Here is a 14981-nt window from a genome sequence, read left to right as displayed (position 1 = left end):
TATTTTCAGCCCAATGGGAATCAGGATCAGCAGATGCAAGTGACGGCTAATGGGATTAATATTGAAGTGGAAGATCATGGAAATTCCACCGATCCCGCCATATTGCTAATCATGGGATATGGCACACAGCTGGTTGCCTGGCCGATGGATTTCATCAATGGATTGGTCGCGGCGGGCTTTCGCGTGGTCAGCTTTGATAATCGTGATGTCGGGCTGTCTTATAAATGCGAAGGGGTTGCGGCTCCCGGCCCGCTGCGGCAGATTTTCACGAAACGGTTTTTCCCGAGCCAGAATTTGGCGCCCTATAATCTCAGTGATATGGCCCATGATGCGATTGGCGTGCTGGATGCCTTGGAAATAGACAAAGCGCATATTGTTGGTGCGTCCATGGGGGGCATGATTGGCCAGCTCATTGCAGCCGATTATGCAGAGCGCGTCTTGTCCTTTGTTCCGATCATGTCTTCGACCAATGCACCCGGCCTTCCGGGCGCAACGCCGAAAGTGCGCAAAGGTCTGATTCAATCAGCGCGCGCCAAAGCGACAAGTTTGGAGGAAGCGCTGACGGTTGGCATGGCCTTTTCTTCGATCATCGCCTCAGAAGAAGGACGAGCACGGGAAGATGAGCGCAAAGCGCTGATGAAAATCGCGCTGCAACGCAGCTTTTATCCCGCAGGCCGCCAAAGACAAATGGCAGCGATTATCGAAACCGGAAATTTGCGGCCCAAAACCAAAGTGATATCGGTACCGACTTTGGTAATCCATGGCACTTCTGATCCCTTGATTCCGCATCCTTGCGGGGAAGATATTGCGGCCAATGTCAACAATGCCCGGCTGGAATTAATTGATGGTATGGGCCATGATTTGCCGCCGAGCAAATTGCCCATCATGGTCGATCTCATTGCCGGTCATTGCCGCGCGGCCTAAGCGATTAAGCGGCGCTGTCTTCGCTAAAAGGCAAGCAATATTCCGCAACATAATCTGTCATCTTGACGGTGGTAGGCATTGCCGGCATACTATCTCCATCCTCTTGAAAATAAAGGATATTATCTTCCCCCGCCGTGGAATTTATGGTGATTGAGCGCGCCTGATAGCTTTCAACAAAGGACAGGTTTTCAGGATTTTTGCCGCGCGCTATCGACAGCATGAAGCGGATAAAATTCCACCGCGTGGCTGTTTTTAACAGGATCACATGAAAATAATCACGCCCAAGTCCGGCTTCCGGCGTCAATCGCCAAGGTCCGGCAAAATAGCGGCCTTTTGCAATATAAAAGGCTTCGCAACGATGATCCTGCCGCGCCTCATTCATGTGTGAAATAGCGATGGTAAAAGAAGGCCGGATCCACTGGAAAAATAATTGCACAAAAGACAGGCCATAAGCGCTGCGACCAATTTTCTGTTTCAACGCGGGAGAATGATTGGCAACGGCCAAGCCGTCCGGCCCCGCACTGAGGCAAGCAACAAAGGGTCCATAATTGCTGGCGACAACCGGTTCTTTTAACCGCGCCGTTTCCCCGGCCAGATAGCCTTGCATAACTTCGCTGGCAAAAGTTTCGGGCGCGGAAGAATAGCCAATTTCCCGCGCCACTAAATTGACCGTCCCGGCCGGAAAAATACAGATTGGCCGGCCAATTTCTTTGGCTTGCATCGCGGCGATGACCAAGCGCAAGGTACCGTCTCCGCCCGAAACACAGATGAGATCTGCATTGGGCGCGATATCGACTCTGCCTTCTTTGGTCGTATGGCCCTTAACCACTTTTGCCCCGCAAGCTTGAAAGGCCTGGGCCAGTACATCCAAGCGCAATTCATGATGCGTTCCGGATGCTGGATTATGGATCAATTGAACAATCATTAGAAGGACATGGCGATATAAACCGGGTCCCGTCAATGGCGAACCGCGATTAGTCTTGTCCCGGACGCGCAAAGCGTCTTATGAATCGGTTATGGCCAAAAAAATAACAATTATAGGCGGCGGTTATGCAGGTATCATGCTCGCCAAGCAGCTCGAAGCCCATGCGGATATTACTCTGATCGAACCGCGGGACAAATGGGTGCATAATGTCGCGATGATCCGGGCTTTGGCGCGACCCGAATTATTAGATGAGATCGTCATGCCCTATGACGGATTGTTGCAAAAGGGAAAGCTATGTCGCGGCCGAGCGGTTGCGATAGATGGCACCATGACAATTTTGGAAAATGGTACAACAATTTCTGGGGACAAGGTGATTGTCGCGACTGGGTCCAATTATGCGCTGCCATTCAAGATGCAAAATGATGATAGTGCCGCCTTTGTTAGCCAGGCCAAAAAGGTGATGGCACAAATTGATAAAGCGCAATCTATTGCCATTGTCGGCGCCGGAGCCGTGGGCTGTGAACTGGCTGGCGAATTGGCTTTTGCGCGGCCAGAAAAGCAAGTGACTCTATTGTCCGCCGATGCCCGTTTATTGCCCGCCTTTCCTGTAAAATTGGGACGAATAATGGCTCGCCAATTGGGAGAATTGGGCGTCAAGCTGCGCTTGGGCGAGCGGATTGAAAAATTGAAAAAAACCGATCAACCCTTTGTGCCGACCAAAGGCCAGATCAAGCTGGCGGATGGTTTTCCCATTGCAGCGGATTTGGTGATTCCTGTGGTTGGGGCAAAGCCAGTAACCGATTTACTGCAACCGCTCGAAACGGTTGAATTCAACCCGCAAGGCCGCGTGATGGTAGACAATTGGCTGCGTCCGACGGCCAATCCCGATCTGTTTGTTGTCGGCGATATTGCGGCAACCGGCGATATGATGACAATCATTGCATTGACGCGGCAGGTAAATTGGTTGGTCAAGGCGCTGAAGGCGGATTTGCGCGGCCGACCGATCGTAAATATGAAACCCTATAAACCTTGGTCCAAGCCGATGATATTATTGCCGCTGGGGCCTGATAAAGGCGCGAGCGCCTTGCCCATTGGTGTCACGGGTCCGTTTTTGACTCGCGCAATCAAAGGTAAGACGCTTTTCATTCCCCGTTATAAGCGGGAACTGGGTTGGACCGATTAAGCAGTGACGGGATCCAGCATTTTCAAGGCGATATTTTTCGCATCTTTATATCCTGGTTTCCCATTGGCCGCCCGCGGCACGTCTTCGACGACCAAAAACGCGCGCGGCGTTTTATAATCTGCCAATTTCCCGCGGACGTGATCATAAAGGACTGTTTCGTCGAGGCCATGGCCTTCGGCCAAAGATAAAACCGCGGTCACTTTCTCGCCAAACCGGTCATCGGGAACACCAACAACCAGACAGTCATAAATACTATCATGGGTTTTCAGTGCTTCTTCGACTTCTTCGGGGAAAATCTTCTCGCCGCCACTATTGATACATACGGATCCCCGGCCCAGCAATGTTACCGTGCCATCCGCTTCTACGGTCGCAAAATCGCCTGGTATAGAATAGCGGACGCCGTGGAAAGTCTTGAAGGTTGCGGCGCTTTTCGCTTCATCTTTATAATAGCCCAGCGGCACCATCCCGCCGTTGCAGATCATACCAATTTCACCCGACCCGGCTTTGACTTCTTCACCCTCTTCGGTGAGAATTTTCGTGGTTTCCGCCATTTCAAAACTGGCGGTTTTGTCGATTGCGGTATTTTCCCGTGTGGTGACCGAAGCGCCCATGCTGCCTTCGGTGGAGCCCATGCTATCGATAATTGTCATTTCAATATGGTCGAGCAAACCTTTTTTCACTTCGGCTGACCACATCACACCGGAAGAGCCCATGAGTTGCAGGGAAGACAGATCATACGGTTTGCCTGCGGCTTTGGAATTATCCAATGCGGCAAGCATTGGTTTTGCAAAGACATCGCCGACAATGGTAATATCCGTGACCTTTTCGCGTTCTGTCAGCGACCAAAGCGCCTCGGGATCGAAATGTTTATTGTTGAACAGAACCACACAGCTTCCCAGCGCATGGGGAATCATCGCGCCAATCCACATGCCAGTACCGTGCATTATGGGGCAAGCCGGAATTGAACGCCCATTGGCACCTGCCGCATGTAGGGCTTGGGCCAATGGGCCAAATCCGTCTGCGCCTTGCGGCAATTCCATCTCGCGCATTTCAAAACCTTTGGTGAAAAGCGCACTGGCAAAAGTTTTGTGATCATACATCACGCCCTTGGGCATGCCTGTCGTCCCGCCTGTATAAAGCATATATAGGTCATCATTGGAGCGCGGGATTATCGGCATTGGCGAAGCGGCTTGTAAGGCGCTTTCAAAATCGACGGCACCCTCGAGATGTTCTCCCGACCCATCATCAATTTCGAGGAAGAGCCGGACATGCTGCAACTGGCCGCGAATGGCGGCGACACGGGGGGCAAATTGCGCATGATAGACCAGGGCTTCGCTGTCACTATTATTGATGACATGAGTGAGCTCGGCTTCCAGATAGCGATAATTGACATTGACCGGACAAATGCGCGCTTTGAAGGCGGCAAATTGCGCTTCCATATATTCCGCGCAATTATAGGCGTAGATCGCTATTTTCGCACCGGGTTCGAGGCCATGGTCGGTGAATAATTGAGCAAGCTTGGCGGCGCGCTGTTCATATTCCGCCCAGCTATAGCGTTTGCTTCCTTCCACAATGGCGGGTTTATCAGGAATTGCTTGGGCGATGTTTTCCCAAATATCGGCCATATGCCAGCTCATGCGATTCTCTCCTTTTTTCTGACCATAGCCGGAAAAAGGGGAATGACAAAAGATCCATGCAATAGATTTTATGCGGCGTTGTTCATAGATCGTGTGCCTGGCGCGGGCGGTTGTTCCGCGCCGCCCGCAAAGCATTGCGCTATCGCCATCCATTGGGTTGCATTGGGACCCGTCACTTGCAGATCCGTATCCGCTATATTGCGCGTTTGCGTGACGACCTGGCAAAATTCTTCGGCGAAGCCTTCAATCCTTTCCTCCTCATTCTTATCGCCATAGGTCCAGATTTCGCCCGATGGGGCGGTGAGCTTGAGATAAGGCACCGGCTGCGGCGCTTCTTTGCCGTTGACTTTGAACGTCCAACCATAGGTGTTGAGGCCGATCATCACGATATTGCGAATCCGGTCCGCATTCACTCTGGCAATCCCCAAAATGTCATAAATGGCTTGGGCATGGGACCAGTTTTCCATCAGCCGCGCAGTTATCGAGGATCGAACGCTCATCGACGGTCCGGCCCATTCCACGCGCATACTCGGATCCGCAGCGCCAAATTCAGGCGCCATTTTCTGATAAAATTCACGCCAGATTTTCACAAGCTCTTGGCCCGATAAATTGTCGATATATTCGGCTTCAAAAAAGCGCATCGATGTCTGACCTTTCATGCCCGCCATCGCCTGTTTGAAGAATGCATGAAATTTTTCCGGGGCATTGAGCGACCAATAAGCCGCCATGTTCCAGATATGCAGATGCCGCAATATCGCGTTGATCGTCCAGCCTTTAAACGCTGTTTCCTGTTCCATCTGTTCCGCAGATAGAGATTGGACTAGCGCATAAATGGCTTCGCTTTCGTCGAGAAAATCCTGTGCCTGCTGCATCATAAATGTCTAGTCCTTCATTTCCAAAGCTTGCATGATTTGTTCGGTATGTTCTCCCAGCGCGGGACTGGGTTTGGTGCTCGGCAGTTTCTGGCCATTAATATGAAGGGGTGATGCCACCGAGTGAATGGTTCCAAGCTGGGGGTGATCCTGTTCCTCAAAGGCTTCGATCGCCAAAATCTGAGCATGATTTTTCGCCTCGGCCAATGTCAAGCAAGGCGCTGCAGGAACATCACCTTTGGTTAGCCCGGCGAGCATTGCTTCGCTATTGCGAAGCGGCGGTGCGCTAGAAACAATTTGCGCTAATTCCGCCATATGCATGCTGCGATTTTCCAAGCCTTGATATTTTTCTTCCGATTTTAAATCTTCCCGGCCAACCATCTCAAAGACCACTTGCCAATGGGCATCGCTCATCGCGGCATAGGCAATTGCACCATCGGTGGTGCGCAGCGGCATCTGATAATAGTCGGCAAAAGGCGCAGCATGGATGGCATTGTCATCTTGCAAGGTGAGGTGCATGCCGCCGTCCGGCCACAAAAAGGCCAGACAACTGGCAAGCATTGAAAGATCGATATGCTGGCCTTCGCCGGTCCGTTCGCGCGCAAATAAGGCCGCGGTAATCGCCTGGGCTGCGGTATAGGCAGTAAGCTTGTCGCATAATAATGTTTTGACATAGGCAAAGCCATCCGGATGCCCTTGTGTGCCCATAAATCCGGCCATAGCCTGCATGACATGATCATAAGCCGGGCGGTCAGCCATGGGTCCATCGCGACCAAAGCCGGTAATCGAACAGTATATAAGCGCCGGTTTTTCAGCGCGCAGATTGCGGCTGTCGAGACCCAGTCGTTGCATGACTCCGGGACGATAATTGTGAATGACAATATCCGCATCGAGACAGAGTTTACGGGCAGCAGCGACGCCTTCTTCGCTTTTCAGATCAAGCGTGATCGAGCGTTTGGCGCGATTGCAATTATGGAAGAGGCCGGAGATGCTGTCCTTGCGACTGCCGAGCCAACGCATGGGATCACCGATGCCAGGCGGCTCCACCTTGATCACATCAGCCCCTTGCTGGGCAAACATCATGGTTGCGAGGGACGCCGTGATCATTGTTGAAAATTCAACGACTTTGATACCGGCTAGTGGCTGTAGTGCTGTCGTCTCTGCCATATCGTCTCCCCCCTTGATGTTCTCACTCTAAATTGGCGGCAAGCCTTTCATAGGCGGTGATAAAATCTTGTTTAAACTCTTGCACAACCTGAGCGGTAGACATGGGTTGATTCATCAAGCCGACGCCTTGTCCGACCCAATAAGTGGCGAGGTCTTTGGCCCCGGGATTGTCGCCTTGGCTCAATTTGTCAATCGTCCGCAAGGGAGGCTCCGCGACCAGTGACTGCAGCGGCATGGGCAGCGCGCTGGGGGCGTCTTGTGCCTCCCAGGCATCGGTCCAGGGAGACCGCAATTGCCGAGATGGTTTGCCGGTGCGTGATCGCGCACGCACAGTATCGCGTGACGAGGCTTGAAGCATTTTCTCTTTGACCACCGGATTGGTTTCCGCCTCCGCTGTGGTCAACCAAACGGAGCCGCACCAGGCACCGCTTGCGCCCATCGCCATGGCGGCGGCCATTTGTGCGCCCGTTGCGATTCCTCCTGCGGCCAGAACAGGCGTGTCATCACCCATATCCCGCAGCGCATTGCAAACTTCGGGAATGAGAACCATTGTGGCAACATCACCGGTATGCCCGCCGGCTTCTCCGCCCACTGCGATCAGAATATCGACGCCGGCGGCGACTTGGCTCATCGCATGTTCTTTGGTTCCAATCAGCGCCGCGACCGGCACACCATGTTGCCGGCCCATATCCGACATAACCTGAGGCGGTATGCCTAGAGCATTGGCGATGAGTTTTATCGGATGCTGAAACGCCACTTCAAGCAACGCCCCGGCATTGCCGCCGCGCAAATTTTCAGCGCCCACCGCATGTTCGCGGCGCATCTCTTCGAGATCGCCTGCATCGACGCCATGGCGGGATAATATGTCTTTGGAAAATTGTTTGTGGGTTTCCGGAACCATTGCAAGGGTGGTGTCGACGTCTATATGTTGCCCTTTGCCTTCGACCTTATTGGGAACGATGATATCGAGGCCATAAGGCTTGCCGTCGACATGCGCATCAATCCAGCTCAATTCCTCTTCTAAGGTTTCCGGGGTGCAGTTCACTCCGCCAAATACGCCCATGCCGCCCGCTTTGGAAACCGCTGCGACAACATCGCGGCAATGGCTGAAGGCAACCAACGGAAATTCGATGCCGAGCATATCGCAAATTGGGTTTTTCATGTCGCGTCATCCTCTGCTTCGGTTTCAACCGCCGCAATTTCCATGATCAGATCATCGGCGGCAATTTGTTGGCCGGCCGTGGCCGCGACGGTTTCAACCGTCCCGTCTATTTCTGCCAGAATTTCATGTTGCATTTTCATTGCCTCGAGTACGGCCAATTTGTCGCCCTTTGCCACAGCGCTGCCTTGTTCGACGAGTATCTCAAGTAATAGGCCGTGCATCGGTGCGACGACAGTGCCACCACCTCCGGCATCTTCCATCGCGCTCAAGCCCGTCAGGTCGGTAACCGTCAATGATCGCGTTGGCAGGGCCAAATGCAATTGTCGATCGCGGGCGTGGAAGAGGGTTTTTACCGTTTGGTCATTCACTTTCACCGTTGCCGCGCAAGAAGAAATGGCGAGGAGCTGGATATCAGCCTCCTGACTCGCGCCGGCAACATGATAGCGATGAGGCGCGCGGACATGAACATGCAAAACGCCATCACTATCGGTGGCATCCGCCAATTGCCCATATTGGGTAACCGTTGTCAGATCCGCGCTACTCGACCAATCGAGCATTTCCCGATTAACATTCAACGCCAATTTATGCGCAGCCTGTTGGCGCAATTTATGTTGCAAAACCGCCGCAATGGCAAAGGCATCAAAGCTGTGGGGCCCGAGATTAACGCCGCCCTCGCCATAATTTTCAGCAATGAATGCGGTTGTTGCCTGGCCTTCGATAAAGGCAGGTTGACCCAGCGCATCGACTAGAAAGTCGCGATTGGTTTTTGGTCCAAACAAGGCTGTTTGGGTTAGCGCCTTGACCATTTTTCTGCGCGCATCTTGGCGGGTTGCGCCATGGGTGACAATTTTGGCCACCATACTGTCGTAAAATGGCGATACGTCTCCCCCGGTTGTGATCCCGCTGTCAATCCGCGTTTCTGGTGCCGGGTGCCATAAGTCAATATGGCCGGTACTGGGTAGAAAATCATCGGCCGGATCTTCGGCATAAAGCCGCACCTCCATGGCATGTCCGGTAAGCGTGATATCGTCTTGCGCGATGCCCAGAGCTTCGCCTTGTGCAACTTTAAGCTGCAAGGCGACCAGGTCGAGGCCGGTAATTTCTTCCGTGACTGGATGCTCTACTTGCAGCCGGGTATTCATTTCCAAAAAATAAAAGCTGCCCGATTGATCGAGCAAAAATTCCACCGTACCAGCCCCGCGATAATCTACCGCACGCGCGGCCTCAATGGCGGCGGTGCCCATTTCGGCGCGCAGCTCTTCTGTCATGATCGGGCAGGGCGCCTCTTCGATAACCTTTTGGTGTCGGCGTTGTACGGAGCAATCTCGTTCGCCCAGATGGATGATATGGCCATGGCTATCGGCAAAAACCTGAATCTCGACATGACGCGGCTTGATAATGGCTTTTTCCAAAATTAGCTCACCATTGCCAAAAGCATTTTCCGCTTCTGATCGGGCAAGCTTGATCGCATTGCCAACATCGGCTTGATCGTGGACCAGACGCATGCCCCGTCCGCCGCCGCCCGCCGCGGCCTTGACCATGAGCGGCACGCCGATATTTTTGGCTTGTGCGATCAAGGTCGCATCGGCTTGGTCCTCATCTTGATAGCCAGGCACACAAGGCACACCCGCATCGATCATCGCGCGTTTGGACCGCGCCTTATCGCCCATCACATCAATGGCTTTTTCCGGTGGACCGACAAAGATGATATTGGCTTTCGCACAGGCCTGAGAAAAAGCGGCATTCTCAGACAAAAAGCCATAGCCGGGATGAATGGCATCAGCCCCGCTCGCTTGTGCGGCCGCGATGATTTTATCGATCAAAAGATAGGATTCATTCACCGGTGCCGGTCCGATCCGCACCGCATCATCGGCCATGGCCACATGTGGCGCATTGGTATCGGCATCAGAATAAACGGCAATGGTTTTAATGCCCTGGGCTTGCGCGGTGCGCATGATGCGACAGGCAATTTCTCCACGATTGGCAACAAGGAGGGTGGATATTTGAGTCATCTCTATTTCCTTATTCCGGCTTCACAACCCAAGAGGGTTTCCGTTTTTCAAAGAAAGAAGCGACCCCTTCTTTGGCTTCATCGCTGACCATGCGGTCCGCGAAATTCTCTGCTGCAAGCCGGATGACTTCTGACCGGGGTTGTCCGGAAATTTGACCAAGCAGCGCTTTGGTGGCCGCCACCGCACCGGGCGCAGTGCCCAGAACCTGTTTGCGCAATTGCATTTCAATCGCTTCGAGACCCGGCACATCGTCGGCGATAAAGTCGGCAAAACCCAAGGCATGCGCTTGCGTTCCATCAAAACGCGCTGCTGTTAACATCAGACGCCGGCCAGTGGCATAGCCCAGTTTCTGAATGACAAAAGGTGATATTTGTGCCGGACTGACACCGATTGCGGTTTCCGTCATAGCAAAGCGCGCGCTGGATTCGCAGATCACCACATCGGCGCAGCAGGACAAGCCAAATCCACCGGCCATGGCCGCGCCTTCGATCAGCACAAGCACCACTTGCGGGGCGCTATTGACGAGGTCAAAAATTTCAGCGGCCCCCATGGACATCGTGATGGTCGCTTCACGGTCGCCGCTGGCTTGAAAATTTTCTTTGAAATTTTTGAGATCCGCACCGGCACAAAAGACACCGCCACGGCCTCGCAAAGTGATACCTCGGATCGAGCGATCATCACGAACGCCTTTTAAAACAGCAGCCAATTCTGCCACCAAGGCGTCACTTAATGCATTGCGATTCTCGGGTTGATCAAACCAGATGGTGAGCCAGCCCTGCTGTATGTCAAGCGCAAGCGTTTGGGTGTCTGGAAGCACAGTCATATGCGCGCTACTCCGAAAGCGTTAGGATGCAGTTGACGATTTTGCGATTCAAAAATTGTCTCGAGCGCAAAGCCGAGGACTTTGCGCGTATCGCGGGGGTCGATCACGCCATTGTCGAGCACACGGCCCGATGTGAAAAAGGCGCTTTCCTGAGCCTCGAAAATATCCCGGATGCGTTGGTTTTGTTTAGCGATTGCCGCCTCATCGGGTTCGATGCCTTTGCGTTGGGCTTGGACCTTTGCGACATGGCTCATGGTATTGGCCGCCGAAGCGCCCGCCATCACACCTGTTTTTGCATTGGGCCAACTGAACAGAAAGTCTGGTTCAAAAGCAACACCGCTCATGCCGTAATTGCCGGCGCCAAAGCTGGCCCCAATATAGAGGGACAATTTCGGAACACGCACATTGGAGACGGCCTGGATCATTTTCGACCCGAGCTTGATCATGCCCTTATGTTCCGATTCCGTGCCGACAATATAGCCGGTGGTGTTGTTTAAGAAAATGATCGGCAGTTCCGATTGATCACACAGCTGGAAAAAATGCGTAGCCTTGGCAGCGGCTTCCGGATCAAACGGACCATTATTGCCAATCAGGCCAACGGCATGGCCCATGATACTGGCCTGCATACAAACGGTTCCCGGGCCATAGCGGCTTTTAAATTCCTCGAAATCCGAACCATCAACAATCCGCGCAGCCACTTCCCGGACATCATAGGGAATCGTATAGTCGGTGGGGACCACACCGGCAATTTCATCAATGTTATAAAGCGGCTCGAGATAATCATTTTGCCGGACAGGCGCGGTATTTTTGTTCCAGTCAATCCGGCCCATTGTATCGCGCGCAATGGCAATGCCATGGGCATCATCATCGGCCAGATATTCTACCGTGCCGGTTGTCGCGGCATGCATTTCCGTGCCGCCCAGCTCGCGGTCATCGGCAACTTCGCCTGTCGCCGCATGGACCAAGGCCGCGCCGCCCAGCGCTGCCATGCCATTATCCCGCACGCCGATCACATAATCAGACATGCCCGGCATATAGGCACCGCCAGCGGTTGAAGGGCCGTGCAAAACAACCATTGTGGGTATGCCAGCTGCACTTAGCCAAGCGAGATTGCGAAACAGCATCCCGCCATGGGCCCATAGCTCGACTTTATATTCCATCAAATTGGCGCCAGCGCTCTCGACCAAATGTATGAACGGCAATTTCAATTGCTGCGCCATTTTTTGAGCGCCTTTGGAAGCATCCCAACCTCCGGTCGTTGCAGCACCGGCGCGGATACCGCTATCATCGACCCAGATCATACAGCGCACGCCTTTGACAAAACCAATTCCCAAAATCACACTGCCACCGGGAATGCTGGTTTCGGGATTATCATCTTCGACCAGATAATTGGCCATATTGTAAAGACGCAAAAACGGCATGCCGGGATCAAGCAACCGGGTCAGTCGTTCATGCGGCGTTAGCTGGCCGCGCTTTTCAAATGTGGGGCGCCGCTTTTCTGACGCATCAACGGCGCGCTTTTCCAACACGCGCAATTGATCGATGAGCGCCAGCATATCTTCGCGGTTTTGCAAATAGCTTTCGGAACTGGTTGATATTTTTGATTTAAACTGGGGCATTGTCAAAGCGCCTTAGACGGAGTGGATAAGAGAGATTGCGGAACGGAAACTGGGGTCGCAAGTAATATCTGGGCATAGCTTTTACCTTGCGGATCGTTCCGCATCGATGCAACCCCGCCGCCGCCAAGTATGTCGTGCAATAAAAAATTTATGGCCCCAGTGCCGGGCATAAAGAAGCGCTCAACACTGCCGGGGCTATCCGGGTCTTGCATAAAATGCGCGAATCGGCGCCGGACAATATCTTCGTTCAGAGCAGACCAGATCCAAGGCGCGAATATTTTATCCCGCGGCAAAATGCCGATATTGGATTTGTCGCCTTTGTCTCCCGAGCGGCCCCAGGCCAGTGTGATCAGCGGGACCTCGCACATCGCTTCACCGCAATCGGGCAGGCTCGGAGGCTCCGCCCGGACAATTGATGCCGCGTCAAACGGGACGCCGGAGGCGATGCCAAAATCTTGCGAATCTTCTCCCACAGCCAATGTTACAGAAACCTGCGATTTGGCTATCAGCATTGAAAACAGCCGGACCACCGGAGTGGGTTTGGGCCGTCCGCCGGCGAACAGTGCCAGTCCCGGCGGCGTGGCGAGGCCCATGCCGGTCGCTTCTTTGAGCAGTAGCATGGCGGCTTTTGGATCGCGATGCTTGACCCCGATTTTCAGCACCACTTCCCGCGTGTTTGGCGCTGTGCCAAAATCCCCAAAATGGTTGTCATCGCCAAGCGTCTCAATCAGCACATCATCAAAATCACCCGCATTGGAGGCCCGCAATTTGGCCCGAGTGCGCTTGAGCGCATTGGCAGCAAAACTGTCAGCCTTGCGCTTGGCATCCATGCCGATGAAGAAAAAAGGCGCGACCAATTTCCAGCCGTCTGCATATGTAGCGCAGGTTTTGTAATGATCGGGAGCGGGTAGGCCGATCACACCAGAAACCGCAACGCGGTCACGATCTATTTGCTGTAAATTGACTTGGCTAAAATCGCATATAACATCGGGCAAGATATAGGCCTGCGGATCGCCAATTTCATAGAGCATCTGCTCGCCAATGGTACCGATATTGACCAAGCCGCCCGTATTTTTGGGCTTTGCCGCTATAAAGCTGCCATCTGCAGCAATTTCTGCAATTGGATAGCCGGCATTGTCCATATTGTCGGCAATGGCTTCCCAATCGGTAAAATTCCCGCCTGTGGCTTGCGGGCCGCATTCCAGAATATGGCCTGCAAGACTTCCGCCAGCCAGTTGATTCCAATCATCGGGCTGCCAACCAAATTCATGAATGCAAGCCGCCAATGTCACCGCGCTGTCCACGCACCGACCGGTAATCACAATATCGGCACCCTGATCCAAAGCAGCGGCAATCGGAAAGGCACCAAGATAGGCATTGATGCTGGCAATGGCTTGCGGATCTGGAAAGGCTTCGTGCGAAAACATTTCCCGATGCTCAGCAAATTCCGCCGCGCGGTCGGTCAGGTCGTCCCCGGTAACCACGGCAACGCTGAGATCCAGACCAGCCTCGGCAATCGCCGCCCGAACGGCGGCAGCACAAGCCATGGGATTGGTACCACCGGCATTGGAAATAAGCTTTATGCCTTGCTCAGCAAGGGCATGAATATGCGGTTTTACCACACCTGAAACAAAATCAGTTGCATAGCCAAGGTCGGGATTTTTGCTCCGCGCCCGTGCCAGAATCGACATGGTTATTTCGGCCAAATAGTCAAAAACAATATAGTCCAGGCGCTGACCATTTTGCCCGGCCTGTAAAAATTGCGGCACCGCCATGTCTGACTCGCCCCAAAATCCACTAGCCCCACCAATAAGAATGCGCTTGTCATTTGACACATTGAGTCTCCTATGGTTATTTGAATAGCATTCGGTATTATCGAGTCAAGTTCAATCAAGGATCTTCTATTGGCAAGCAAGCCGGTTCATTTGGAAACCCAGCGGGCAAAATTGGAGCGCAAAGAGCGCGTCATTTTGGACGCGGCCCGCGCGGTCTTTGTAGAACATGGATTTGATGGTGCCCGGGTGTCAGAAATTGCGCGGCGAGCCAGTATCGGCGAGGGAACAATTTACAGCTATTATGAGTCCAAAGCGGAATTAATGCTGGCGGTATTGCAGCAATTCTGGGACGGCCTGACACTAGAAGCGCAAGCAGTGATGCAAGCGACAAAGGCCGAAGGATTTTTTGACCGATTGCAGGCGTTGGCACAATATCATTTGCAAACCGTGATTGAAAATAACGACTTTATCAATCTGACCTTTGCGCTGCGCCGCAACAATAGTGAAGTCAGCGTATCGCGCGACCATCTGCGCCATTATGTTGCGGTGTTCGACAATCTGTTTCGCCGCGGCCTGGATCGCGGTGAAATTCGGCCGGATGCCGTGTTGTGGCAAGCCCGCGATGTATTTTATGGCACTTTGGAATATAGCGCGCGATCAATAGAAATGACCATCGAGCCCGATCGTGATTGCAGGCAAACCGGTCCTGTTGTCGATCAAATGATCGCTTTGTTTCGCGCTCATTATGGCGCGGCCGATGCCGTTCCAGAGCCCGATCAATTGGCTTTGGATGCTATGGCAAAGGAATTGAAAAACCTTTCGGCAAAATTGGACCGGCTCGCCGCCAATCAGCCGCGCTAGGCAAAAAAAAGAGCCCCCGAA

General features: G+C 53.1%; 12 protein-coding genes. 3 read left to right on the top strand and 9 right to left on the bottom strand.

Features of this window, described 5'->3' with window-relative positions; translation table 11 throughout:
- The first annotated feature begins 33 nt into the window (after nucleotides 1–33).
- Nucleotides 34–924 (top strand): alpha/beta hydrolase, encoded by an 891-nt coding sequence (locus ABJU74_RS08000; RefSeq protein ID WP_348383571.1) that lies wholly within the window; start codon nucleotides 34–36, stop codon nucleotides 922–924.
- Between the two features lie 4 nt (nucleotides 925–928).
- On the opposite strand, the gene ABJU74_RS07995 is transcribed toward ABJU74_RS08000, so the two are convergent.
- Nucleotides 929–1837 carry a diacylglycerol kinase family protein gene (locus ABJU74_RS07995; protein WP_348422682.1) on the bottom strand — a complete coding sequence of 303 codons (909 nt, stop codon included), beginning with the start codon at nucleotides 1835–1837 and terminating at the stop codon, nucleotides 929–931.
- A gap of 103 nt (nucleotides 1838–1940) precedes the next feature.
- Here ABJU74_RS07995 and ABJU74_RS07990 point away from each other — a divergent pair, with 103 nt between their 5' ends.
- Nucleotides 1941–3032, top strand: a complete 1092-nt coding sequence (locus tag ABJU74_RS07990) for an FAD-dependent oxidoreductase (RefSeq protein WP_348383573.1) — start codon at nucleotides 1941–1943, stop codon at nucleotides 3030–3032.
- Here the strand turns inward: ABJU74_RS07990 and ABJU74_RS07985 are convergent.
- The 8 genes from ABJU74_RS07985 to ABJU74_RS07950 form a co-directional block, all read right to left on the bottom strand.
- Entirely contained in the window at nucleotides 3029–4669 is a 1641-nt protein-coding gene (locus ABJU74_RS07985; RefSeq protein ID WP_348383574.1) for an acyl-CoA synthetase, read from the bottom strand. The genes ABJU74_RS07990 and ABJU74_RS07985 overlap by 4 nt on opposite strands.
- 68 nt (nucleotides 4670–4737) lie before the next feature.
- Nucleotides 4738–5544: a TIGR03084 family metal-binding protein gene (locus ABJU74_RS07980; protein ID WP_348383575.1), complete on the bottom strand. Its 807-nt coding sequence runs from the start codon at nucleotides 5542–5544 to the stop codon at nucleotides 4738–4740.
- 6 nt (nucleotides 5545–5550) lie between these two features.
- Nucleotides 5551–6708 carry a CoA transferase gene (locus tag ABJU74_RS07975; protein WP_348383576.1) on the bottom strand — a complete coding sequence of 386 codons (1158 nt, stop codon included), beginning with the start codon at nucleotides 6706–6708 and terminating at the stop codon, nucleotides 5551–5553.
- Between the two features lie 22 nt (nucleotides 6709–6730).
- Nucleotides 6731–7870 carry a nitronate monooxygenase gene (locus tag ABJU74_RS07970; RefSeq protein ID WP_348383577.1) on the bottom strand — a complete coding sequence of 380 codons (1140 nt, stop codon included), beginning with the start codon at nucleotides 7868–7870 and terminating at the stop codon, nucleotides 6731–6733.
- Entirely contained in the window at nucleotides 7867–9882 is a 2016-nt protein-coding gene (locus ABJU74_RS07965; RefSeq protein WP_348383578.1) for an acetyl-CoA carboxylase biotin carboxylase subunit, read from the bottom strand. Before ABJU74_RS07965 ends, ABJU74_RS07970 begins: the two co-directional genes overlap by 4 nt.
- 10 nt (nucleotides 9883–9892) lie before the next feature.
- Nucleotides 9893–10705, bottom strand: coding sequence for an enoyl-CoA hydratase-related protein (locus ABJU74_RS07960; RefSeq protein WP_348383579.1), 813 nt, complete (start codon nucleotides 10703–10705; stop codon nucleotides 9893–9895).
- Entirely contained in the window at nucleotides 10702–12324 is a 1623-nt protein-coding gene (locus ABJU74_RS07955) for a carboxyl transferase domain-containing protein (RefSeq protein ID WP_348383580.1), read from the bottom strand. The genes ABJU74_RS07960 and ABJU74_RS07955 overlap by 4 nt, the downstream gene beginning before the upstream one ends.
- 2 nt (nucleotides 12325–12326) lie before the next feature.
- Complete coding sequence (locus ABJU74_RS07950; protein WP_348383581.1) at nucleotides 12327–14159, bottom strand: acyclic terpene utilization AtuA family protein; 1833 nt, start codon at nucleotides 14157–14159, stop codon at nucleotides 12327–12329.
- Nucleotides 14160–14228: 69 nt separating this feature from the next.
- Here ABJU74_RS07950 and ABJU74_RS07945 point away from each other — a divergent pair, with 69 nt between their 5' ends.
- A complete protein-coding gene (locus ABJU74_RS07945; protein ID WP_348383582.1) occupies nucleotides 14229–14960 on the top strand; it encodes a TetR/AcrR family transcriptional regulator in 732 nt (243 codons plus the stop codon).
- Nucleotides 14961–14981 lie beyond the last annotated feature (21 nt).

The sequence above is a fragment of the Parasphingorhabdus sp. genome (assembly GCF_039982415.1).
Lineage (GTDB): Bacteria > Pseudomonadota > Alphaproteobacteria > Sphingomonadales > Sphingomonadaceae > Parasphingorhabdus.
The sequence above is the reverse complement of the archived record's forward strand: the minus strand, read 5'-3'. Positions and strand labels throughout refer to the sequence as shown.